This window comes from Microbacterium sp. WHRI 7836 (genome assembly GCF_040223885.2).
Taxonomy (GTDB): Bacteria; Actinomycetota; Actinomycetes; order Actinomycetales; family Microbacteriaceae; genus Microbacterium; species Microbacterium oxydans.
Map to the genome: position 1 here is coordinate 1,127,187 of NZ_CP168171.1, position 23,299 is coordinate 1,150,485.

22 protein-coding genes are annotated in these 23,299 nt (G+C 69.7%); 10 read left to right on the plus strand and 12 right to left on the minus strand.

What is annotated here, in order from left to right:
* Positions 1–81 precede the first annotated feature (81 nt).
* A complete protein-coding gene (locus tag ABRP18_RS05340) occupies positions 82–1,461 on the plus strand; it encodes an MFS transporter (protein ID WP_046748849.1) in 1,380 nt (459 codons plus the stop codon).
* A gap of 114 nt (positions 1,462–1,575) precedes the next feature.
* Here ABRP18_RS05340 and ABRP18_RS05345 read toward each other — a convergent pair whose 3' ends face one another.
* The gene (locus ABRP18_RS05345; protein WP_058632496.1) at positions 1,576–2,283 is read right to left on the minus strand and encodes an IclR family transcriptional regulator; all 708 of its coding nucleotides are present in this window, start codon (positions 2,281–2,283) and stop codon (positions 1,576–1,578) included.
* 175 nt (positions 2,284–2,458) lie between these two features.
* Here ABRP18_RS05345 and ABRP18_RS05350 point away from each other — a divergent pair, with 175 nt between their 5' ends.
* The 6 genes from ABRP18_RS05350 to ABRP18_RS05375 all read left to right on the plus strand — a co-directional run bounded on the left by ABRP18_RS05350 (position 2,459) and on the right by ABRP18_RS05375 (position 8,458).
* Entirely contained in the window at positions 2,459–4,330 is a 1,872-nt protein-coding gene (locus ABRP18_RS05350; protein WP_349885671.1) for an FAD-dependent monooxygenase, read from the plus strand.
* An 87-nt stretch (positions 4,331–4,417) separates the two neighbouring features.
* A complete protein-coding gene (locus tag ABRP18_RS05355) occupies positions 4,418–5,392 on the plus strand; it encodes an ABC transporter ATP-binding protein (RefSeq protein ID WP_141370249.1) in 975 nt (324 codons plus the stop codon).
* A 1-nt stretch (position 5,393) separates the two neighbouring features.
* A complete protein-coding gene (locus ABRP18_RS05360) occupies positions 5,394–6,149 on the plus strand; it encodes an ABC transporter permease (RefSeq protein ID WP_349885672.1) in 756 nt (251 codons plus the stop codon).
* A gap of 28 nt (positions 6,150–6,177) precedes the next feature.
* A complete protein-coding gene (locus ABRP18_RS05365) occupies positions 6,178–7,299 on the plus strand; it encodes a sensor histidine kinase (RefSeq protein ID WP_061017889.1) in 1,122 nt (373 codons plus the stop codon).
* On the plus strand, positions 7,293–7,922 hold the full coding sequence (locus ABRP18_RS05370; RefSeq protein ID WP_061017891.1) for a response regulator transcription factor: 630 nt from the start codon (positions 7,293–7,295) through the stop codon (positions 7,920–7,922). Before ABRP18_RS05365 ends, ABRP18_RS05370 begins: the two co-directional genes overlap by 7 nt.
* A 161-nt stretch (positions 7,923–8,083) precedes the next feature.
* A complete protein-coding gene (locus ABRP18_RS05375) occupies positions 8,084–8,458 on the plus strand; it encodes a VOC family protein (protein ID WP_349885673.1) in 375 nt (124 codons plus the stop codon).
* A gap of 24 nt (positions 8,459–8,482) precedes the next feature.
* On the opposite strand, the gene ABRP18_RS05380 is transcribed toward ABRP18_RS05375, so the two are convergent.
* On the minus strand, positions 8,483–8,875 hold the full coding sequence (locus ABRP18_RS05380) for a VOC family protein (RefSeq protein WP_193762582.1): 393 nt from the start codon (positions 8,873–8,875) through the stop codon (positions 8,483–8,485).
* A gap of 93 nt (positions 8,876–8,968) precedes the next feature.
* Between ABRP18_RS05380 and ABRP18_RS05385 the strand changes: the two genes are divergently transcribed.
* Complete coding sequence (locus ABRP18_RS05385; RefSeq protein WP_349885674.1) at positions 8,969–10,909, plus strand: endonuclease/exonuclease/phosphatase family protein; 1,941 nt, start codon at positions 8,969–8,971, stop codon at positions 10,907–10,909.
* An 89-nt stretch (positions 10,910–10,998) separates the two neighbouring features.
* On the opposite strand, the gene ABRP18_RS05390 is transcribed toward ABRP18_RS05385, so the two are convergent.
* Positions 10,999–12,648 (minus strand): thiamine pyrophosphate-binding protein, encoded by a 1,650-nt coding sequence (locus ABRP18_RS05390; protein ID WP_141370243.1) that lies wholly within the window; start codon positions 12,646–12,648, stop codon positions 10,999–11,001.
* A 163-nt stretch (positions 12,649–12,811) separates the two neighbouring features.
* On the opposite strand from ABRP18_RS05390, the gene ABRP18_RS05395 reads away from it, so the two are divergent.
* A complete protein-coding gene (locus ABRP18_RS05395; RefSeq protein WP_046748858.1) occupies positions 12,812–13,321 on the plus strand; it encodes a phosphoribosyltransferase in 510 nt (169 codons plus the stop codon).
* Positions 13,322–13,379: 58 nt separating this feature from the next.
* Here the strand turns inward: ABRP18_RS05395 and ABRP18_RS05400 are convergent, their stop codons facing one another.
* The 8 genes from ABRP18_RS05400 to ABRP18_RS05435 all read right to left on the minus strand — a co-directional run bounded on the left by ABRP18_RS05400 (position 13,380) and on the right by ABRP18_RS05435 (position 20,070).
* Positions 13,380–14,903 (minus strand): ATP-dependent DNA ligase, encoded by a 1,524-nt coding sequence (locus tag ABRP18_RS05400; RefSeq protein ID WP_349885675.1) that lies wholly within the window; start codon positions 14,901–14,903, stop codon positions 13,380–13,382.
* A gap of 65 nt (positions 14,904–14,968) precedes the next feature.
* Entirely contained in the window at positions 14,969–15,739 is a 771-nt protein-coding gene (locus ABRP18_RS05405; protein ID WP_349885676.1) for an enoyl-CoA hydratase/isomerase family protein, read from the minus strand.
* A 13-nt stretch (positions 15,740–15,752) separates the two neighbouring features.
* Positions 15,753–16,916 (minus strand): 1,2-phenylacetyl-CoA epoxidase subunit PaaE, encoded by a 1,164-nt coding sequence (paaE, locus tag ABRP18_RS05410; RefSeq protein WP_113680093.1) that lies wholly within the window; start codon positions 16,914–16,916, stop codon positions 15,753–15,755.
* Position 16,917: 1 nt separating this feature from the next.
* Entirely contained in the window at positions 16,918–17,412 is a 495-nt protein-coding gene (gene paaD, locus ABRP18_RS05415; RefSeq protein ID WP_046748862.1) for a 1,2-phenylacetyl-CoA epoxidase subunit PaaD, read from the minus strand.
* Positions 17,406–18,263 (minus strand): 1,2-phenylacetyl-CoA epoxidase subunit PaaC, encoded by an 858-nt coding sequence (paaC, locus tag ABRP18_RS05420; RefSeq protein WP_113680095.1) that lies wholly within the window; start codon positions 18,261–18,263, stop codon positions 17,406–17,408. Before paaC ends, paaD begins: the two co-directional genes overlap by 7 nt.
* 20 nt (positions 18,264–18,283) lie before the next feature.
* On the minus strand, positions 18,284–18,589 hold the full coding sequence (paaB, locus tag ABRP18_RS05425; RefSeq protein WP_017828375.1) for a 1,2-phenylacetyl-CoA epoxidase subunit PaaB: 306 nt from the start codon (positions 18,587–18,589) through the stop codon (positions 18,284–18,286).
* Positions 18,589–19,563: a 1,2-phenylacetyl-CoA epoxidase subunit PaaA gene (gene paaA / locus ABRP18_RS05430; RefSeq protein WP_193762575.1), complete on the minus strand. Its 975-nt coding sequence runs from the start codon at positions 19,561–19,563 to the stop codon at positions 18,589–18,591. The genes paaB and paaA overlap by 1 nt, the downstream gene beginning before the upstream one ends.
* Positions 19,564–19,650: 87 nt before the next feature.
* A complete protein-coding gene (locus tag ABRP18_RS05435) occupies positions 19,651–20,070 on the minus strand; it encodes a pilus assembly protein CpaE (RefSeq protein ID WP_349885677.1) in 420 nt (139 codons plus the stop codon).
* A 118-nt stretch (positions 20,071–20,188) separates the two neighbouring features.
* On the opposite strand from ABRP18_RS05435, the gene ABRP18_RS05440 reads away from it, so the two are divergent.
* Complete coding sequence (locus ABRP18_RS05440; protein ID WP_349885678.1) at positions 20,189–22,342, plus strand: DEAD/DEAH box helicase; 2,154 nt, start codon at positions 20,189–20,191, stop codon at positions 22,340–22,342.
* Positions 22,343–22,379: 37 nt separating this feature from the next.
* Here the strand turns inward: ABRP18_RS05440 and ABRP18_RS05445 are convergent, their stop codons facing one another.
* Complete coding sequence (locus tag ABRP18_RS05445; RefSeq protein ID WP_349885679.1) at positions 22,380–23,219, minus strand: IclR family transcriptional regulator; 840 nt, start codon at positions 23,217–23,219, stop codon at positions 22,380–22,382.
* Between the last annotated feature and the right edge of the window lie 80 nt (positions 23,220–23,299).

Genomic DNA, 23,299 nt, shown 5'->3' on the forward strand with positions numbered 1-23,299 from the left:
CGGTTCACCCCTCGGCAAGCACTTCGGATTCACGTCCGCCGCGCGCCGTGACAATGCGGTCACAACCAAAGGAGACACCCCATGAGCGGGCAGTCACAGGCTGGGTTCACGCCCACCGGAACCATCGCGACAGCGGCTGATCGGCGCCGTGTCGTGTTCGCCACCGTCGTCGGCACCACCGTCGAGTGGTACGACTTCTTCATCTACGCCACGGCGGTCGGGCTCGTCTTCGGGCAGCTCTTCTTCGCCCCGCTCGGCGAGAACAGCGCCCTGATCGGCTTCGCCACGGTCGGCGTCAGCTTCCTGTTCCGCCCCCTCGGCGCCTTCCTCGCCGGTCACTACGGTGACAAGCTCGGACGCAAGACGGTGCTGATGTGGACGCTGATCCTGATGGGCGCGGCCACTGCCCTCATCGGCATCCTCCCCACCTACGAGACCATCGGGCTGATGGCGCCGATCCTGCTGGTGCTGCTGCGCATCGTGCAGGGCATCTCGGCGGGCGGCGAGTGGGGCGGCGCGGTGCTGATGGCCGTCGAGCATGCTCCCCGCAAGAAGCGCGGCATCTTCGGCGCATCGCCGCAGATCGGAGTGCCGCTCGGTCTGCTGCTCGCCTCGGGCGTGATGGCGCTCATGACGGTGATCGCCCCCGGCGACCAGTTCCTCGCGTGGGGCTGGCGCGTGCCGTTCCTGCTGAGCGTCGTGCTGATCCTCGTCGGCTACTACGTGCGTCGCAAGGTCGAGGAGAGCCCCGTGTTCACCGAGCTCGCGGCCCGCAAGGAGAAGGCCAGGATGCCGATCGCGCAGCTGTTCCGCAAGCACCTGCTGCTCGTGATCGTCGCCGCGTTCGTCTTCGCCGGCAACAACGCGGTCGGCTACATGACCACCGGTGGCTACATCCAGGGGTACGCCACGGACCCCGCAGGTCCCATCGGCCTCGAGCGCGGCCCCGTGCTCTGGGCTGTCGCCGGGTCTGCGGTCACCTGGCTGCTCACCACCCTCCTCGCGGGGTGGCTCTCCGACCGCATCGGCCGCCGCACCACGTACATCGTCGGCTGGGTGCTGCAGCTGGTGGGTGTGTTCACGCTGTTCCCGCTGGTCAACACCGGCGAGATCGGGCTGCTGTTCACTGGACTCGCGATCCTCACGATCGGCCTCGGATTCACCTACGGCCCGCAGGCGGCGCTGTATGCCGAGCTGTTCCCCGCGAGCATCCGCTTCTCCGGTGTCTCGATCTCGTACGCGATCGGTGCCATCGCCGGCGGCGCGTTCGCCCCGACGATCGCGACGGCCATCGTGAAGGCGACCGGCTCGACGGGCGCCGTCACCTGGTACCTGGCCGGCATGACCGTGCTGGGCCTCGTCGCGACCCTGCTGCTGCGCGACCGCTCGGGCATCCCGCTCGGACCGGATCACGAGGAGGAGCAGTCCGTCAGCCCGATCTACGGACTCGCGAAGGCCTGAGCCGCGCCGCTCGTCGACCTGCTCCCGTCGCGCTCCCTGTCATCTGCCCTACGGCGACCGACCGGAAGCGCGGCGGGAGTGTTCGTCTGTGCGCGGTCTCGGCGGAGCCGGACGTCAGCCGTCGAGAGCGTCGCGGATGTCCGATGCTGCACGCTGGAGCCGTGCGGCGATCTCGGCGTCGTCGAGGTCTGTGGACACGTGCACCACGGCGATCGCGGCGGGGCGCTGTCCGCGCAGGGCGAGGGGGACGGCGACGGCCTGCACCGTGGGGATGACCTCGTCGTGGCTCGTCGCATAGCCGCGGATGCGGGTCGACTCCACATCGCCGGCGAGGGTCGGCGGCACGACGTCCGGCCATTCATCCTCGGGGAGCAGCGACAGGATGGCCTTGCCGGGTGCGCCGACCGTGACCGGGTGACGGGCGCCAGGGCGCTGGGCGACGCTCGCGACTGCATGTCGGGGCTCGACGCTCGCGAGGGTGATGCACTCCTCGCCGTCCAGCACGCCGAGGAAGCAGGTCATGCCGAGCTCGTTGGCGATGGCCGTGAGCTCGGGGAGCGCCTCGGCCTGGAGGTCGTGCGCGACGCCGGCGGCGAGTGCGGCCATCCGGGCGCCGAGGCTCACGGCCCCTGCGGCGTCGCGCGTGACGAGACCGTGGTCCTCCAGCGTGCGCAGCAGTCGATAGGCGATCGAGCGGTGCACGCCGAGGCGGGACGCGAGCTCGTCGATCGACAGGGGCGTGCGGGCATCGGCCAGCACCTCGAGGATCCGGATGCCGCGGCTCAGAGTCTGCGAAGCGGGAGAGGTGGTGCTGCCGGGCATGGGGGCACTCCCTTGCGATGACGGACGGCGCGGTTTAGGCTGTGTTCAATAGTAGAACTCTCTGTTCGAATATAGAACACGCCTGTTCTTCGCGCAAGAGCTCCTCACACACGACCCGAAGCGTATGACCCGACGCGCTTGACCCGACGAAGACGTCCGGAAGGAATCGACGACGATGCAGTTCCACCACCACGGCTATGTGTCCGCTGACCCGCGTGTGCAGGACGCCGCCGGCATCGGCGCAGCCCGCCCCACCGACCTCCCTGACGAGATCGACGTGCTCATCGTCGGATCGGGGCCTGCAGGAATGCTGCTGGCCGCCCAGATGGCGCAGTACCCCGAGATCTCCACCCGCATCATCGAGAAGCGCGACGGCCGCCTCCCGCTCGGCCAGGCCGACGGCATCCAGCCGCGCAGCGTCGAGACGTTCCAGGCGTTCGGGTTCGCCGAGCGGATCATCGCCGAGGCCTACAACATCGGCTGGATGAACTTCTGGGGCCCGAACCCCGGCAAGCGCGACGAGATCGTCCGCACCTCCCGGACGGCCGACTACGCCTACGACATCTGCGAGTTCCCGCACCTCATCGTGAACCAGGCGCGCGTGCTCGACTACTTCGCCGAAGCCGCGGCCAACGGCCCGGGGCGGATCGTGCCCGACTACGGGATCGAGTTCACCGGGCTCACGGTCCACGACGAGGGGGAGTACCCGGTCGAGGTGGGGATCCGCTACGTCGCCGGTGAGCGCGCGGGCGAAGAACGCACGATCCACGCGAAGTTCGTCGCCGGGTGCGACGGCGCACGCAGCGGTGTGCGACAGGCCATCGGCCGCACGCATGTCGGCGCCTCCGCCGCGCATGCCTGGGGTGTGATGGACGTGCTCGTGAACACCGACTTCCCGGACTGGCGCACCAAGTGCGCCATCAACTCGGAGGCGGGCAATATCCTGCACATCCCGCGCGAGGGTGGATACCTCTCGCGCATGTACATCGACCTCGGCGAGGTCGCGGAGGACGACGACCACCGGGTGCGCCAGACGCCCATCGAGGAGATCATCCGTCGCGCCAACGCGATCCTGCACCCGTACACGCTCGACGTGCGCGAAGTGGCCTGGCACAGCGTGTACGAGGTCGGCCACCGCGTGACCGACGGCTTCGACGACGTCATCGACGGCTCCGGACGCACACCCCGCGTGTTCCTCACCGGCGACGCCTGCCACACGCACAGCGCCAAGGCCGGGCAGGGCATGAACGTCTCCATGCAGGACGGCTTCAACCTCGGATGGAAGCTCGGGTCTGTGCTCACGGGCCGCGCTCCCGAGGCGCTCCTGGCCACGTACGGCGCCGAACGACGCCCCGTCGCCCAGCAGCTGATCGACTTCGACCGCGAATGGTCGAGCCTGATGGCCCGCAAGCCCGAGGAGATCTCCGACCCCAACGAACTGGCCACGTACTACCTCGCAACGGCCGAGTTCCCGTCCGGGTTCATGACGCAGTACACCTCCTCGATGATCACGGGGACCGCCGCGCACCAGGCGCTGGCGCCCGGCTACCCGCTGGGCAAGCGGTTCAAATCGGCCGAGGTCGTGCGCGTCGGCGACGGCAATGTGGTGCACCTCGGACACCACGCGAAGGCCGACGGGCGCTGGCGCGTGTACGCGTTCGGCGACCGCACCGGCGAGGCGCTCGCCGCCTGGGCGGAGCAGGCCGCTCCGCTGTTCGCGCGCTTCACTCCGACGGATGCCGACGTGGATGCGATCTTCGACGTCAAGGCCGTCTACCAGCAGCCCTTCGAGGAGGTCGAGGTCACCTCGGCACCCGAGCTGTTCCAGCCGAAGACCGGCCCGCTCGGACTCACCGACTGGGAGAAGGTCTACGCGGCGGGCCCCAGCAAGTGGACGGAGACCGACATCTTCGCAGCGCGTGAGCTTTCGCGCGACGGTGTGGTGGTCGTGGTGCGCCCCGACCAGTACGTGGCGGCGATCCTGCCGCTGGACGACACGGCAGAGCTCTCCGAATTCCTCGAGGGGGCGCTGCTCCCGGCACGATGAGCCGAGGGTCTCGACATGACACGTGTCACGTCGAGGAGATGACACCGCCCTCCGGACTCCTCGTCGGCATCGGACGAGGCTGGAGGCATGGACGACACCTCTAGGGACGGATCGGCGACGCGGGTCATCGCGCGACCGGCTTCCGCTGCCCCGATCGATGACCCCGTGGTGCTGGAGCTCAGCGCCGTGAGACGACACTTCGGCGCAGGGGAGCGCCGTGTGCAGGCCGTGGACGGGGTCGACCTGTCCATCCGGCGGGGCGAGGTCGTGGCACTGCTGGGACCGAACGGGGCAGGCAAGACGACCACGCTCGACATGCTGCTGGGCCTCACCGAACCGAGCAGCGGCACCGTCCGCGTGCTCGGGGTGACTCCGGATCGTGCGACCTCCAGCGGTGCGATCGGCGCCGTGCTGCAGACGGGCGGATTGCTGGGCGACCTCACCGTCGGGGAGACCGTGCGCCTCATCGCCTCCCTCTACGGAGACGAGGCGCGGGGGAGGGTCGACGAGGTCATGGCGCGCGCCGACCTCACCGCTCTCGCCCGCCGACGGGTGTCGAAGTGCTCGGGTGGCGAGCAGCAGCGCGTGAAGTTCGCGCTCGCGATGATCTCCGACCCCGACATCCTGGTGCTCGACGAGCCGACGGCGGGGATGGACGTCACGGCCCGCCGCCACTTCTGGGACGTGATGCGTGCGGATGCCGACGCCGGCCGCACGATCGTCTTCGCCACCCACTACCTCGAAGAGGCGGAGCAGTTCGCTCGGCGGACCGTCGTGATGCATCGCGGAACGGTCGTCGCCGACGCCCCCACCGCGCTGCTGCGCGCCAGCCTCGGGGAGCGGACGGTGTCCGCCACGGTCGACGACGACCCGACCGCGCTCGTCGCGACGCTGACGTCGACGGAGGGGATCGCGGCTGTGCGTGTGGACGGTGATCGTCTCAGCCTGCGCGCGACGGACTCCGATGCGGCAGCGCGGATCCTCCTCGCCGGCGGCGCGCACGACCTCGAGATCGCCGCCCCCACCCTCGAAACCGCGTTCACGGCTCTGACGGAGAACTGACATGCTCGTCTCACCCACCATGCTGCGCATCGAAGGCGTCCGCCAGCTGCGCGACCCCTACACTCTCGCGTTCACCCTGGCGATGCCCGTCGCGATGTACCTGCTGTTCGGTGCCGGGATGGGATACGGCTCGCTCTCTGCCGGCCACGGGAACGTCTCGTTCTACGTCATGACCTCGATGGCCGCGTACGGCACCGCTGTCGCGATGAGCTCGCTCACCTCCCTCGCGGCGACCGAGGCGAAGCAGGGGTGGGGACGGCAGCTCGCGATGACCCCGCTCACCACCGCGGGGTATGCGCTGACCAAACTGCTCACTGCCGTGTCCTTCGCCGCGCTCGCCCTGGTCGCGGTGTTCGTGGCAGGGATGATGACCGGTGCTCAGGCCGAGGACGCCTGGCGGTGGGTCGCGACGGCGGGCATCATCCTCGGGATCGGTCTCATGTACGGGCTGTTCGGCCTCGGTGTCGGACTGTTCTTCAGCTCGGACTCGGCCGCGGCGCTCGCTTCCATCTCGATGACGTTCTTCGCGTTCTTCGGCAACGTGTTCATGCCTCTCGACGGCGTGATGCTCGACATCGCCCGGTTCACCCCGCTGTACGGCTTCGTGGCCCTGAGCCGCTGGCCCCTCACCGACGGGATGCTCACGACGGGGCAGACCGATCCGCTGTGGATGCTGTTCCTCAACGTGGCCGTCTGGCTCGTCCTCTTCGCGCTCCTCGTCGCGATGGGAATGAAGCGCTCGCGGGCGCGGCAGTAGTGGCACGCGGCGACACTAGGTTGGACGGATGACCCCGCACGAGAAGCGCACGACGAGCCGCGCCACGGGAAAGGACCCGTGGGCGCGGTTCGGCTGGCTGATGGCGGTGGTCTGGCTGGTGTTCCTCGTCTACCCCGTGATCGCCCTGCTCGGTTCCGAGGCGCCCCTCGCCTGGGTGGTCGGGGGATGGGTCGCTCTGGTGACGTTCGTCGTGCTGTACGTCACCGGGTTCATGCACGGCATGCGCGGGGGTGGCGGGCTGGGGCGCACTCCCTCGAAGCGGCAGTGGGCCACGTTCGCCGCGCTCATCGTCTGCGCATTGGTCTCGGTGCCGGCCGAAGGCGGATCGGCGCTCAGCTTCCTGCCTTTCATTATGTCGTTCGCGTCCTACGGCCTGACGCGCGTATGGCACTGGATCACGACCATCGCGGCGGTCGCCGTGACGGCGCTCTGCGTGTTCCTGCTCCCGGGCGGGCTGAGCTACCTGTCGGTGCTCGCGATCGTCGCGCTGCTCGGTGTGGTCAACACGGTGTCGACGTGGCTCATCCTGCGTTCGGCCGAGGCGGAGCGGCTCGGTCTGGAGCTCGCGACCAGCGAGGGACGCGAAGCCGTGGCCCGCGATGTGCACGATCTGATCGGGCATTCGCTGACGGTGGTGGGTCTCAAAGCGCAGCTGGTGCGGAGACTCATGGACTCCGACCCGGAACGCGCCAGGGCCGAGCTCGCAGACATCGAGCGGTTGACGGCCGAGGCGATCGCCGGAGTGCGCTCGACGGTCGCGGGCGCGCGGGCGACCACCCTGATCGAGCAGCTCGCTTCCTCGCGGGATTCGCTCCGCGCGGCGGACATCGAGCTGCGGGTCGAGGGGGAGCCGGAGGCGCTGTCGCCGGTGCAGGCCATCACGGCGAGCTGGATCCTCCGCGAGGCGACGACCAACGTCCTGCGGCATTCGGGTGCCCGCACCGTGCGGGTCATCCTGTGGCCGGGACGGCTCGCCGTGGAGGACGACGGAGTGGGCATCGGCGCGGGTATCGCCACCGCAGAGGGCAACGGCATCCGCGGCATGCGGGAGCGCGCGGCGGCTGCGGGGGCGGCGTTCGCCCTCGGCTCGACCGAGAAGGACGGAACCCGCGTGGAGGTGACATGGTGACGGCGCCTGACGATGGGTCCATCCGATTGCTGATCGCCGACGATCAGGCGCTCGTGCGTGGTGCGCTCGGTGCGCTGCTCGACCTCGAGCCCGACCTGACCGTGGTCGGCATGGCCTCGGACGGCGCGGAGGCCGTGCGGCTCGCTGAGGAGCTGCACCCCGACGTGTGCCTGATGGACATCCAGATGCCGGGCATGGACGGTGTGGAGGCGACGCGGCGGATCAGACAGGTGAGCACGAGGACGCGCGTCCTCGTGGTGACCACCTTCGCACGCCCGGGCTATCTGCGCTCCGCGTTGGACTCCGGGGCGAGCGGATTCATCGTGAAGGACACTCCCGCCGAGACGCTCGCCGACGCCGTCCGCCGCGTGCATTCGGGTTTGCGGGTGCTGGATCCGCAGCTCGCCGCCGACGGCCTGTTCGACGGAGCGAATCCGCTGAGCGACCGGGAACGCCAGGTGCTGCGACTCGCCGCCGACGGGCGCTCGGCGGCCGCCATCGCCGCCGAGGTGTTCCTGTCGGCCGGCACCGTGCGCAACCACCTGTCCGCTGCCATCGGCAAGACCGGTGCGGCCAATCGTGCGCAGGCGGTGCGCATCGCGCTCGACAAGGGGTGGATCTGACGCCGAGGTTCGCGGCGGCTCCACATCGCGTCTCGGTGTCCTTGAGGTCTCGGCGTCCATGCACGATCGGCGACTGTGCGGTGTCGGTGTCTCTGCGGTGTCGGTGGCCCCGCGTACCGTGGGTGCCGACGGGCGACGGAGCCCGACAGGAGGAGTGCGTGATGGACTGGAAGATCGAACTCATCTTCGTGCCGGTCACCGATGTGGACCGGTCCAAGGAGTTCTACGAGAGGGTCGGATTCACCCCCGATCACGACCAGACGCCCGTCGATGGGCTGCGCTTCGTGCAGATGACGCCGCCGGGGTCCGCCTGCTCGATCGCGTTCGGCACCGGGCTGGGCATCGAGCTCGAGCCGGGACAGCAGAACTCGATCCAGGTCGTCGTCCCCGATGCCGACGAGGCGCTCGCGCACCTGCAGGGGCTCGGCGTCGAGGCCCGTGGCGTCCAGGACCTCGACTGGGGACGGTTCGTGTCGTTCGACGATCCCGACGGGAACACCTGGACGCTGCAGGAGCTGCCCGACTACGGCGCCTAGGGGTCCGGCAGCAGGCCGGCTCGGCTACGACGGGTCCGCGACCACTTCGATCTTGAAGCCGGAGGCGTTCTCGAGCCAGCCCGCGTAGTGCTGGTCGCCGCCGGCGTGCGGGTAGCGCTCCGCATACAGCGGTCGCCAGCCGTGGCGCTCGGCCTCGGCCATCAGCGCATCCACCGCGGTGCGATCACCGCCCTGGAATGCCAGATGGTTGAGGCCGGCGCGTCGACGGTCGTGCGCGGAGCTCGACAGGTTCGGAGACATCGTGAGCGTGAGATAGCTGCCCCCTGCGGCCCACGACTCGCCGCTGCTCCATTCGCTCGTCAGGGAGAACCCCACGCGCTCGAGGATCCACCGCCACTGCGCGCGCACCTCATCGAGGTCGGCGATCCACAGCTCGACGTGATGGAGACCAGGCATCGTCCGATTCTGCCATTCACCTCACGGTCACGGTCCGGTCATCCGGCGGCCGTAGCTTTCGATGCGCCACGTCGTCGAAAGGACCTTGTCGTCATGACCTCCGCCACTCGGCCGAAGCGGGGGCTCCTCGCCCTGCTCGGCACCGGCATCGTTCTCGCCGGTCTCCTCGTCGTTCCCGCCGCTCAGGCGGCGGAAGGGATGCTCACGCTGGACACGCCCCGCATCGGGCTCGACGAGACGGTCACGTTCTCGTTCGACGCCGGCTCGGCGGTCCACGATCGCAACTGGATCGGGATCTATCGTGACGGCGCGGTGCCCGGCGGTCCGGCATCCCTCGACTGGCGATACGTCGCAGACCAGACCGGCCAGGTCACGTGGAACGCCTCGCGTCGGGACGGCTGGACCCGCAACTCGGCGACGATGGGGGCGGGCGAGTACGACGTCTACCTCCTCGAAGACGACGGCTACACCGTGCTGGCCGGGCCGATCGATCTCACCGTCACGGACGAGGAGGCGCAGCCGGTCGCCCCGGCCGAACCGAAGCCCGAGGTCGGAGGGAAGAGCGGCCTGAACGTGCTCACCTTCAACGTCTGGCACGGGGGCACCCAGGTGGCCGACGGTGCGCGTCAGATCGCCGATGTCATCACGCAGACCGACGCCGACGTGACGTTCCTCCCCGAAGTGGGTCAGGCGCCCGCTCAGGTCGCCGCACTGCTCGGCTACCAGCACCTCACGGCGACCGACACCGGGATCGTCTCGCGCTACCCGATCGTCTCCACCGACACGATCGGCCGCTGGTGGTCGAAGGCGGTTCTCGACGTGAACGGATCGGAGGTCGTGGTGTACGGCGGCCACCTGGAGTACCGCTGGTACACCACGTACCTCCCGCGCGGCTACGGCGGGGAGATCCACGGCGACTGGCCGGCCGGGTGGAACACCTGGAACAAGCTCGACGCCCCGGTGACCGACGTCGAGGCCATCCTGGCGGCGAACGCGCAGTCGGGCCGACCGGCCGCCGCTGCCGAGCTGCTCGCCGACATCGCCGCAGAGCGCACGACTGGACGGATCGCCATCGTGGGCGGCGACTTCAACGAGCCGCCGTCGCAGGACTGGACCGCGGCGACAGCCGAGCTGTTCGACCACAACGGCGTCGTCGTTCCCTGGCAGACGACGCAGACGCTGCTCGACGGGGGACTGGTCGATGCCTTCCGCACCGTGCATCCCGATCCCGCGGCGAACCCGGGCTTCACGTGGCCGTCGGACAATCCTCTGTTCCCCACGTCATCTCTGACCTGGGCTCCCGACGCCGATGAGCGCGACCGCATCGATTACGTCTTCGCCACGCCGGACGAGCGACTGTCGATCGACGGAGCGAGCGTGGTGGGACCGCAGTCGACGATCGTGCGCAATCAGCGTGTCGTCGACGACAGTGCCGATGAGATCCTGACGCCGGATGCCGTCTGGCCCTCCGACCACAAGGCGGTGCTGGCGAACTTCACCGTCTGCGGCGGCGGGTGCACGACGCCTGAGCCCGAGCAGCCGACCGTGACGCTCGCTTCGGCATCGGTCGCCGCGGGCGATGCGATCACGATCTCCGGCGCCGGCTTCCCCGCCGCCACAGCGCTGCGGATCGAGCTGCGTTCGACGCCGGTTCCGCTCGGTGCCGTGACGACGGACGCGACCGGCGGGTTCCGCGTGACCGTGACCGTTCCGGCCGCTACGAAACCCGGCACCCACAGCATCGTGCTCATCGACCCGGACGGCGTGGAGACGACGGCGGCGATCGCCGTCACGGCTGCGCCCGGTGGCACACCTCCCGGCGGCGGAACCCCAGGCGGAGGCACTCCCGGTGGCGCTCCGGGTGGTGCTCCCGCCGACGGGTCGGGGAACGCGGGTTCCGGCCCCGGCACGACGAGCAACGGCGACCTCGCCGCGACAGGAGCCGACAGCGTCCCGTTCCTCCTCGCCGGGGTGCTGCTGCTGGCAGTCGGAGCGGGCCTCGGCATCGCGCGCAGGCGCTGGCGTCTCGGGTGAGCGACTGAACGACGCTCGGGTGCGACGAGGGGGTCGGCACGACGTTCGCGTCGTGCCGGCCCCCTCGCGTTGCCGACTGTCCCGCGGCGTCAGGAGTTCACGCGGATGATCTCCTGCTGGTACGGCGCGATCACATCGCCCGAGACGCGCAGATCGAGAAGCAGGAAGGGCCGTGAGGACGGGTCCTCCTCGACCCAGTTGGCGAGACGGTCGAGATCGGAGAGCGTGCGCACCACGACGCCCTCTGCGCCGACGGCCGCGCCGAACGCGGCGAAATCGACCTCGGGGATGCGCATCGGTCCTTCCGCCAGTCCCTTGAGACCGTAGAGGTTGACCTCGGCTCCGTAGGCCGCGTCGTTCCAGACCACCGCCATGCCGCGTCCTCCAGCCGCCCGGACGGCCGACTCCAGATCAGCGATGGCCATCAGCCCGCCGCCGTCGCCGGAGGTGAGTACCACGGTGGACTCGCGGCGCGCGAGAGCGGCCCCGACCACGCTCGGCCAACCGAGCCCGATCGACTGGAAAGCGGTGCCGACCATCATCATGCGGTCGGGGGCGGCGACCGGCCAGTACATGTTCGCCCACCCGATGAAGTGCCCGCCGTCCGACACCACGACGCGGTCTTCCGGAAGCAGCTCGGCGATGCGACGAGCGGCGGAGCGCGGGTCGAGACGCCCGTCGGGGGCGAGGTCGTCGCCGCGGTCGTAGGTGCGTGCGGCCGCCACGTCCACGCTCTCGCGCCAGGAGTGCGCCGAGCCGGCGTCTCCGATCCGCGCCACGAGCTCTTCCGCGGCGAGACGGGCGTCCGCACGGACGAAGCCTCCGACGTGGGCGTGCGTCGCCGCCGCCGCGATGTCGATCTGGAAGACCCGGGTCCCCGGCGCGAACAGGTCGCCGAAACGCATCGTGAACTGGTTCAAGCCCGCTCCGAAGACGACGGCGACGTCTGCAGATCGCACGAGCTCCATCGCTCCGTCCGCCCCGAAGCCACCGGTCACACCGAGGTCGTACCTGGTGTCGGGGAACACTCCGCGGCCCAAAGCGGAAGAGGCGGTGAGAGCGCCGGTGGCCGCGGCCAGCTCTCCCAGCGCGGTGCTCGCACCGGACAGCCACGCGCCGCGACCGGCGAGCAGGAACGGGCGCTCTGCCCCGGCCAGGGCGGTGGCGATCTCGTCGAGCATCGCATCGGCGAATTCGCCGCGAGGGGCGAGCGGGGCCGGGATCCGGGGTGAGGGAGCCTCCGGCACCTCACCGGCTTCGAGCGCTGCGACGTCATAGGGGATCGCGAGGACGACGGGCACCCGGTACGTGAGGGCGTGCTCGATCGCGATGACCGTGGTGGCGGCGGCGTCGGCCCGTCCGACCGTATAGGTGCGGGCGCCGACGGCCGAGGCGAGGGCGATCTGATCGACGTCCCATGGGCGGGGGCCGGACGTGGGCTCATCGCCGACGACCAGCACCAGAGGCACCCGCGCCTGCACGGCCTCGGCGAGGGCGGTCAGCGTGTTCGTGAAGCCGGCTCCGTACGTCGAGGTGCCTGCGGCGATGCGACCCGAGGTGCGGAAGTGGGCGTCGGCTGCGACCACAGCACCCTGCTCGTGACGGACGGCGGTGAACACCGCATCCGTCTGCGTCTCGATCGCGTCGAGGAAGTAGGCGTTGCCGTTGCCCATCACCCCGAAGACGGCATCGATGTGCTGGGCGAGGGTGAGGGCGACATGGGCGGACACGGAGGGCATGGGAAAGCCTTTCGAGACAGGGACGGAGGAACTGCGGGATCCGTATGTGTCTCGCCTCCGCGTCTTCGCGAAGTGCTTCGTGCCTCTTTTTCAGGCACCGGCCTGGCCGGACCAGCTCAGTCTATCGGCGAGCGAGCCCGCAGAGATGCGGGAGAATGCAGGAATGACTGATGCGGAGATCGAGCGCGAGACACTCACCTGGGACGGCTTCGGGGAGGCGACGCGCGATCTGGCACGAAGCATCCTGGACAGCGGCTTCATGCCGGAGGTCGTCGTCGCCATCGCCCGGGGCGGCCTGCTCCCGGCAGGGGCGATCGCCTACGGGCTGGGTGCGAAGAACTGCGGCGCCATCAACGTCGAGTTCTACACCGGCATCGGCACGGTGCTCGACGCGCCCGAGGTGCTGCCTCCCGAGCTCGACATGGCGTACCTCGATGGCCGCCGCGTGCTGCTGGTCGACGACGTCGCCGACTCCGGACGCACGCTCGCCCTGGCCGTGCAGCTGCTGAAGGACAAGGGCGCCGATGTGCGGTCGGTCACGATCTACACCAAGCCCTCCACGATCATCCAGCCCGACTTCGCATGGAAGGACACAGACCTCTGGATCAACTTCCCGTGGTCGTTCCGCGGCACCGTGCGGGAAGAGGACCTGGGACTCGCCCCGTCGGCCTGAATGCCGTCGGCCTGAATGCCGTCGGCCTGAACGCGGTCTGCCTGACTCGCGTGGTTCGTCAGCCGCGCAGCAGGGAGCGCAGCGTCTGGATCGTGTCGGCTTCGGCCGGCGACTTGTCGGGCCGATAGCCCTTCACCCGGGCGAAACGCAGCGCGACACCTCCCGGATACCGCGGAGAGCGCTGCACGCCGTCGATGGCGATCTCGACCACGACATCGGGGCGCAGGAACACGGTCGACGCCGTGCGGTGGGTCTCATGCTCGGGGAACTCCTCGGTCTGCCAGCGCAGCAGCTCGTCGGTGAGGCCCTTGAAGGTCTTGCCCACCATGACGAATTCCCCGGCGTCGCCGAACTCGCCGTCGGGGTCGCGCGCACCCAGGTGCAGGTTCGACAGCCATCCCCGGCGGCGGCCCGAACCCCACTCCGCGCCGAGCACGACGAGATCGAAGGTCAGCACGGGCTTGACCTTGACCCAGGACTTGCCCCGACGGCCGGCGGCGTAGGGCGCGTCGAGACCCTTGACCACCACGCCTTCATGGCCGGCGGCGAGGGCTTCGTGCGACAGCTGCTCCGCGGCATCCGGGTCGTCGGTCACGATGCCGGGCATCCGCCAGTCGCCGGCCACGCGCTCGAGCTCGGCGAGGCGGATCGAGAGCGGCTCGTCGATCAGGTCGCGTCCGTCCACGTGCAGCACGTCGAAGAACCATGGCCGCAGCACCAGTTCGCGGGAGGCATCGGCACCGAACCTCGACATCGTCTCCTGGAAGGGCCTGGGCCCACCGTCTTCATCGAGCGACAGCGTCTCGCCGTCGAGGATGACATCGTCCACGGGGAGAGCGCGCACGATCTCGACGAGTTCCGGTACGCGGTGGGTGATGTCGGCCAGGCTCCGCGTGTAGACGCCGACGTCGTCGCCGTGACGGTGCACCTGGATGCGAGCACCGTCGAGCTTGTACTCCACCGACGCCGTGCCGGTGATCTCGAGTGCAGCCGATGGCGTCGCCGCGGTGGAGGCGAGCATGGGAAGGACAGGGCGACCGACTTCGAGGCCGACCGCGTCCAGCGCGTCTGCGTCTTCGGTGAGGGCGACACGAGCGGTCTCGCCGAGATCGCCGGAGAGCATGGCGGCGCGGCGGACGAGGGAGAGTGGCCGGTCGGACGCTTTCGCGACCGCGTCGAGAAGGACGCCGGACAATGCCCCGGTGCGAAGCTCGCCGAGCATGGCGCGGACGAGGAAGTCCCACTCGGCGGCCGTCGCTCGCGAGCCGAGCTCGCCGAGGATCCCGGTGCGGGCTGCCGCGGAGCCTGATCCGGAGGCGGCGGCGAGGGCGGTGAGCGAGGCATCGACGTCGCTCACCGTGAGGGTGGGATCTTCCGCATGCGTGATCTCGATGGCGGCGAGTCCCCGCCAACCGACGCCGAGCCGTCCCTGGCGCGGAGCGGCCAGCAGGAGCCCCATGACGGCTGGGAGCTCGTCCGCTGCGGAACGCGCCAGCAGCCGTGCGAGGGCATCGATCTTCGTGAGGCGGGACGCCGTGGCGGAGACCTCTTCTGCCGTGGAGACGACCTCGGAGAGCATCATCTCCGTATTGTCGCATCGGCCTCCGACGCTGGAGACGACGCTGCCGAAAAGCGGGAACCCGGGCGTCAGCGCCCGCGGAACTCGGGCCTGCGCTTCTCCTGGAACGCCGCGAAGCCCTCGCGATAGTCGTCGGTGTCGCAGAGCGCGGCCTGTGCGGCGTTCTCGATCCCGACCGCATCCCACAGGGCGAGTCGCTCGTCGCGGATGCGGGCGATGAGCTCCTTGCTCGCGAGGAACGCCGCCGTCGCACCGCGAGCGGCGGCGGCGGCCGCGTCGGTCGTGGCCTGCACCACCCCATCATCGGGGAACACGCGGGAGAACAGGCCGGACGCCACGGCCTCGGTGCCGCTCATCAGGCGTCCCGTGTAGATGAGGTCGAGCGTCTTGTGCGCGCCGAGCCGATCGAGGAAGAGCGCGTGTCCGCCGGAGTCCAGCGTCGCACCGAGGGCGGCGAACGGGGAGCCGATCTTCGCCGATTCCGCCACATAGACCACGTCGGTCGCGATCAGCAGGCCGAGGCCCACGCCGAGGCAGGCGCCGTGGGCGACAGCGAACGTCGGCGCGGGGAACCTCGACATGCGCTGCAGCAGAGGGGTCACCAGACCGCCGAGATAGCCGAGCACATCGTCGTCCCGTGGGTCGACGCCGGAGATGTCACGCCCCGCGCAGAACGCGCGCCCCTCGCCACGGAGCACGAGTGCTCGCACTCCCGCAGCCTCGGCCTCGACATAGGCGGCATCCAGTTCGGCGAGTGCCCTCTCGTCGAGAGCGTTCAGCTTCGATGGCGCGTCCAGCACGATCATGGCCACGTCGTCGGCGATGGTGAGGTCGATCATGGGCGCTCCTCGATCAGACGTCGTAGTCGACGACCACGCGGTCGCTGGTGGGGTGGGACTGGCAGGTGAGCACGAAGCCGCGCTCGAGCTCGTCGGGCTCCAGGGCGTAGTTCTCGGTCATCGTCACGCTGCCCTCGATCACGCGTGCGCGGCAGGTGCCGCAGACTCCGCCGGCACAGGCGAACGGAGCGTCGGGCCGTACGCGCAGTGCCGCATTGAGCACCGACTCCCTGGCGTCGACGGGGCTCTCCACGGTCGACGAGACGCCGTCGAGAGTGACCTCGATACGCACCGTCTTCTCGCCGGCACGCACCTGCACCGGCCGTGCCGCGCGCACGGGTTCATCACCCGTCGTGAACAGCTCGAAGCGGATGTGGGAGCGGTCGACACCGTGGTCGGCCAGCACCTCGCGACACAGGTCGACGAGAGCGAGAGGGCCGCACAGGAACCATTCGTCGACGGTCGACGGGGGGATGAGGGTCGCCAGGATCGTGCGGAGCTTCTCCTCGTCGATGCGCCCGGAGAGGACGGGAGCGGCCCGCTGTTCACGGGACAGCACATGGTGCAGCACGAGTCGGGTGGGGTAGCGGTCCTTGAGGTCGGCGAGATCTTCCAGGAACATCACGTCGAGCGTGGCGCGGTTCGTGTACAGCAGGGTGAATCGCGACGTGTCCGACCGGGTGAGCACAGTGTGCGCGAGGGCCATCAGCGGCGTGATGCCGGAGCCGGCCGCGATCCCCACCACGTGCCGGTCGTCGAGGTCGGGCAGAGCGGAGGTGAAGGTGCCCTGCGGGCTCATCACGTCGATCTCGAAGCCGGCGTGGAGACCGGTCTGCGCCCACGTGGAGAAGAGACCTCCCTCGTCCCGCTTCACGGCGACGCTCAAGCGCGTGTCCTGACCGTCGCCGCGGTGTTCCGGGGCGCGGCACAGCGAGTAGGAACGCCGGACTTCGACGCCGTCGAGTGTCGTGCGCAGCGCGACGTACTGACCGGGCAGGTGGTCGTACTCGTCGGCGAGGGCGGCGGGAACCGTGAAGGTCACCTCGACAGCGTCGTCGGTGAGCGGGCGCACGTCTTCGACCGTGAGGGTGTGGAACCGGGCGCGCTTGCGGGGTGCGGTCTCGCGGGGCGTCGTCGCCTGCGGGATGGGCGCTGGCGCGGAGGTGAAGAGCGACATGTCAGTGCACCTTGAAGTGGTCGAAGGGTTCGAGGCAGGCGCGGCACTCGAACAGGGCTTTGCATGACGTGGAGCCGAAGTGGGAGACCTCGCGCGTGTCGAGCGACCCGCAGCGGGGGCAGCGCACGCTCAACGCCAGGCGGATGGGGCCGGTCGACACGGCGGCGCGGCCCGAGGGCGGTGCGATGCCGTACTCGGCGAGCTTGCTCTTGCCCGCCTGTGTCATCCAGTCGGTCGTCCAGGCGGGGGAGAGGACCAGGCGCACGAACACCTCGTCGAAGCCGGCGGCGGTGAGAGCCAGGACCACATCGTCGCGAATCGTGTCCATCGCGGGGCAGCCGCTGTAGGTCGGGGTGATGTCGACATGCACCGCGGTGCCGTCGACCTCCACCGCGCGGAGCACACCGAGGTCCTCGATCGTGAGCACAGGAACCTCGGGGTCGGGCACGGAGGCAGCGATCCGCCACGCGGCCTGCGTCGGCGTGAGAGTCACCATGTCGCCCCCGGATGTCTGCGGGCGAGCACCTGCATCTCGGCGAGGATGTGGCCGAGCGGGGTCGCGTGCGCACCGGTGCGCCCGCCGGCCGACGACGACATCACGGCGGGCACCGAGAGCTCCGCTTCCGCGAACACCGTCTCGACCACGCCGTCGAAAGCAGGCCGCAGCGTCGACGGCACCACGGCCGCGTCGCCGAGCCGCGCGATCAGATCGTCGTCGCGGAACAGCTCATCGACGTACGGCCACACGTCGCCGAGTGCGCGGATGATCCTGGCGCGCGACTCCTCCGTGCCTCCGGCGAGACGCAGGATCCACTGCACGGCGTGGTCGCGGTGGTAGTCGACCTCCTTGAGCGACTTCTCCGCGATCGCGGCGAACGTCTCGTCGCTGCTGCCGCGCAGGGCCGAGTACAGCTCGAACATGTACGTGGCCACCACGAACTGGCGAGCGATGGTCTGGGCGAAGTCGCCGTTGGGCTGCTGCACGATCCATGCACAGCGGAAATCGGGTTCGTCGCGGAAGAAGGCCAGATCGTCTTCGCTGCGCCCGTCGAAGGACCCGGCGTAGTGGAGGAACGAGCGCGCATGACCGAGCAGGTCGAGGGCGATGTTGCCCAGGGCCACGTCTTCCTCGAGCTCGGGAGCGCGGGATATCCACGCGCCCAGCTGCTGCGAGAGGATCAGCGCGTCGTCGCCGAGACGAAGTGCGTACTCCGCCACGTCGGCCGATGCGGCGACCGCGCCGGTGCCTGACAGCTCCTGCGCCAGGTCGAGTTCGTCGACCGAGACGTTCCCGTGCACGTCGATGTCCTCGTGCACCGTCTCCTCGTGCACTGTCTCCTCGTGCACTGTGTCCTCGTGTGCCGTGCTCACAGGTGCGGCACTCCCTCTGAGGCGGTGTAGTACACGGCGTGGCGGTAGTTCTTGCCGGCGGGACTCTCGAAGTAGGCGCCCTTGGCGTCGGGGTCGCTCGTGGTGATCGCGTCTGCGGGGGCGACCCAGATCGAGACGCCCTCTCCACGACGCGTGTACAGGTCGCGCGCATTGCGGATCGCCATCTCGGCGTCCGGCGCGTGCAGCGAGCCGACGTGCACGTGGCTCAGTCCGCGGTTCGCTCGGACGAAGACCTCCCACAGCGGCCAGGGCTCGCGCTCGTCGGCGCCGGGCGTCGCCATCACGCCACCGCCTTCGTCTTCGGCGACTGCTTGCGCGCGTACTCGGCCGCGGCCTCGCGCACCCAGGCGCCCTCTTCATGAGCCGTCCGGCGGCGTTCGAGGCGTTCGGCGTTGCAGGGCCCGTTGCCGCGCACCACCTCGAAGAACTCGTTCCAGTCGATCTCGCCGATCACGTACTGTCCGCTCTCCTCGTCGAAGCGCAGGTCGGGGTCGGGCAGCGTGACGCCGAGGATCTCGGCCTGGGGCACGAGCATGCCGACGAAGCGTTGGCGCAGCTCATCGTTGGAGAACCGCTTGATCTTCCACTTCATCGACTGCGCCGAGTTGGGGGACTGGTCATCGGGCGGCCCGAACATGGCGAGGCTCGGCCAGTACCAGCGGTTCACCGCATCCTGAGCCATCGCGCGCTGCTCCTCGGTGCCCTGCATCAGGGTGAGCAGGATCTCGAAGCCCTGACGCTGGTGGAACGACTCCTCCTTGCAGACGCGCACCATGGCGCGGCCGTAGGGGCCGTAGGACGCCCGGCACAGCGGCACCTGGTTGCAGATCGCGGCGCCGTCGACCAGCCAGCCGATCGCGCCCATGTCCGCCCAGGTCGGGGTGGGGTAGTTGAAGATCGACGAGTACTTGGCCTTGCCGCTGATGAGCTGGTCCATCATCTCGTCGCGCGTGGTGCCGAGGGTCTGGGCGGCGGAGTACAGGTAGAGGCCGTGACCGGCCTCGTCCTGCACCTTGGCCATCAGGATCGCCTTGCGCTTGAGGCTCGGCGCGCGCGTGATCCAGTTGCCCTCCGGCTGCATGCCGATGATCTCGGAGTGCGCGTGCTGCGAGATCTGCCGCACCAGTGTCTTGCGATAGGCGTCGGGCATCCAGTCGCGGGGTTCGATGCGCTGCTCGTTGGCGATGAGCTCGTCGAACAGGCGCTCCTCATCGGAGATCTCGCCCACCAGGGACAGGTCTGCTGGACTGGTCATCATCGACTCCTCGGCATCGGGCCATCTTTACTGACCGATCGTTTGGTAATTCTGACACAGTGGACTGCCGGATTCAAGACGGCGGGGTCAGCGCGAGCGGGAGATCAGATCGAGGAGGGCGCGGCCGTACGCCTCCGAGGGGTCGGGGTGCTCGAAAGCGAGCGGCTCGCCCCCGACCTCGATCTCGACGCGGAAGGAGTCCTCGAGGCGCACCAGCGAACGGAACGTGCCGCGGAGCAGATCGCGAAGCTGGTCCTCCCGCGGCAGCCATACGGCGTCCGCGAGCGTCACCGCGTCGAGCGCCCACTCCGTCGTGCCGTTGAACGCCAGATCGGTGCCGCTCGGCGTCTGACGGGCCTCGATCGTCATCTCACTCACGGTGAAGACGTCGGCCTCCGCTTCGAGTTCCACGTCGTCGGGGAGATCGAGCTGGAAGCGGTCGCCATCGGCCGGATGCCAGATCAGTCCGGTGTCCCGCAGGGCGACGGCGAGCTCGCGTGTGATCATCCCCTCACGCTAGACGACGGCACTCGCCCGGGGCCCGGCGAACCTGTGGAACGCGACCACGGGTGTGGGAGGTGTGGGAGGTGTGGGAGGTGTCGGAGGTGTGGGGCAGAGTGGGGGGATGACCGCCGACGCCGCTGCAGCATCCCCCGAGGCCGCCGACCTCCGCGAGTCCGCCCGTGCGGCGCTGCGCGAACTCGTCGGACGCCCGGATGCCGATTTCCACGACGGACAGTACGAGGCGATCGAGGCGCTCGTCGAAGGACGCCGCCGCGCGCTCGTGGTGCAGCGCACCGGGTGGGGCAAGTCCGCTGTCTACTTCGTCGCCACGCTCCTGCTGCGTCGGCAGGGGGCGGGCCCGACCGTGCTGGTGTCTCCGCTGCTCGCCCTCATGCGCGACCAGATCGCCGCCGCCGAACGTGCGGGGGTGCGGGCCGTGGCGATCAACTCCACCAATGCGCACGAGTGGTCGGATGTGCTCGCGCAGCTCGATCGCGATGAGGTCGATGTGCTGCTGGTCTCTCCCGAGAGGCTCAACAACCCCGCCTTCCGTGAGCAGCAGTTGCCGGCGCTCGTCCGGCGCATCGGGATGCTGGTCGTCGATGAGGCGCACTGCATCAGCGACTGGGGGCACGACTTCCGTCCCGACTACCGCCGCCTGCGCGACCTGATCGCCCAGATGCCGCCTGACGTGCCGGTGCTCGCGACCACGGCGACCGCCAACAGCCGTGTCGTGGCCGACGTGGCCGAGCAGCTCGGCAGCCTCCGAGCGGACGACGGGACGGCCGCCGACGCCGATGCGGTTCCGGTGCTCACGATCCGCGGGCCGCTCGCCCGGACGTCGCTGCGACTGGGAGTGCTGCGCCTGCGCGATTCGGCGAGTCGCCTCGCCTGGCTGCTGAGCCACCTCGACGACCTTCCCGGTTCCGGCATCATCTACACGTTGACGGTCGCGGCCGCCGTCGACACCGCACGCCTGCTGCGTGAGCACGGCCACGACGTGCGTGCCTACACCGGGCAGACCGACCCCGACGAGCGCGCCGAGTCCGAGGGGATGCTCAAGCGCAACGAGGTCAAGGCTCTCGTCGCCACGAGCGCGCTGGGCATGGGGTTCGACAAGCCCGATCTGGGTTTCGTGCTGCACCTGGGCGCGCCGTCTTCCCCCGTGGCGTACTACCAGCAGGTGGGTCGTGCCGGACGTGCCAGCGAGAGCGCGGACGTGCTGCTGCTCCCCGGCGTCGAGGACCGTGACATCTGGCACTACTTCGCGACAGCTTCGATGCCCGATCGTGAACGAGCCGAGCGGGTGATCGGGGCCCTCGGCGACGTTCCGATCTCGACGCCGGCGCTCGAGGCGATGGTCGACATCCGCCGCACGCCGCTCGAGCTGCTGTTGAAGGTGCTCGACGTCGACGGGGCGGTCCGGCGCGTGCAGGGCGGGTGGGTCGCGACCGGTGCACCCTGGAGCTACGACGCCGAGCGGTATGAGCGCATCGCCGCCGAGCGTGTGGCCGAGCAGCAGCACATGATCGAGTACGAGCACACCGACGGGTGCCGCATGGAGTTCCTGCAGCGCGCGCTCGACGACGACACGGCCGCTCCGTGCGGGAGGTGCGACAACTGCGCAGGAGAGTGGTTCCCGCGGGAGATCGGCGCCTCCGCGAGCTCGCAGGCCGTGGAATCGCTCGACCGCGTCGGAGTGCCGATCGAGCCTCGTCGTGCCTGGCCGACCGGTGCGGACCGGCTGGACGTGCCGGTCAAGGGGCGCATCCCGGCAGACGAGCAGGCGAGTGAGGGGCGTGCACTCGCGCGTCTTACCGATCTGGGCTGGGGCGGGGCGCTGCGCGAGCTGTTCGCGGCCGGGGCGCCCGATGCCGCGGTGACACCGCAGCTGCTGCAGGCGTGCGTCCGCGTGCTCGCAGGATGGGGGTGGGAGGAGCGCCCCGTGGCGGTGGTTGCGATGCCCTCGCGCTCGCACCCGCTGCTGGTCGACTCGCTCGCGCGCGGACTCGCCGATGTCGGGCGCCTGCCGTATCTCGGGGCGCTCGAACTCGTGGGAGGAGGGCCTTCCGGTGGGCCGGGTGGGAACAGCGTCTTCCGCCTGGCGGGACTCTGGGAGCGCTTCAGCGCTCGGCATCTGGATGTGCCGACCGGGCCGGTGCTGCTCGTCGACGACCTCGTCGACAGCCGGTGGACGATGACCGTCGCGGCGCGTGAGCTCCGTCGTGCCGGGGCGACGGGCGTGCTGCCCTTCGCGCTGGCGCTGCGCGGCTGACAGCCGGCCGTCGGGGTGGCGCTGCGTGGGACAGGTGTCAGTCGTCGGCGGGCGCGATGCGCGGGGGCCAGGCGGTGGCGCCGAGTTCGCGTGAGATGTTGCGTGCCGTCTCCCGCAGTGCGTTGAGGATCGCATCCGACGCCGGCGCTTGCGAGGTGGGCAACACGACGGCGACCGCGGCGACGATGTCGTTCGACGCGTCAGCGACGGGGGCGGCGATCGAGGACTCGCCGAGGACGGCCTCGTCGAACTCCCCGGCCATGCCGCGTTCGGCGATCGACGGCAGCTCCAGCGTCAGGCGCGCCACGTCGGTGACGGTGTCGCCGGTGAGGCTGCGCAGCGGCTGTTCGAAGACGCTCCGCTGGAACCCGAGGTCGTAGGCGAGGAGCACTTTGCCCATCGCCGAGGCGTGGGCGGGGATGGCGACACCGGTCTCGAGCATCTGCTGGCTGTCATCGGGGCGCAGGTTGTGGTGGATGACGAGCACATCGGTGAAGTGCGGAGCGCCCAGCCGTACGGACAGGTCGGTGCGGCGTGCGAGCTCCTGCGTCCACCGCATGGCTCTGGCGCGCACGTCGAGGGTGTCGAGGTAGACGTTGCTCAGGCGCAGCAGGGTGGGGCCGAGCATGTAGCGCTGGCCACCCCGCTCTTTCGCGACGAGCCCGTGCGCGCGCAGCGACTTCACGATCCCGTGCACGGTCGACGGCGGCAGGCCGAGGGCTGCAGAGAGGTCGGTGATGCCGAGGTGGCGTGCCCCCTGGAGCAGTTCGAGGATCTTCGCCGCGCGGTCGATCGCCTGGATCACGGGGAGGGCCTCCTTCCGGTGCGTCGTCGAGCCGGTGTCGATGGAGCCGGGCTTCACGATTGATCTTGACAACCCGGCAGGCTCCGAGCATATTCGACATTAACGAATTGCTTTCGGATTTCTGCGAAAGAGTCCGCGAAAGATCAAAGGAG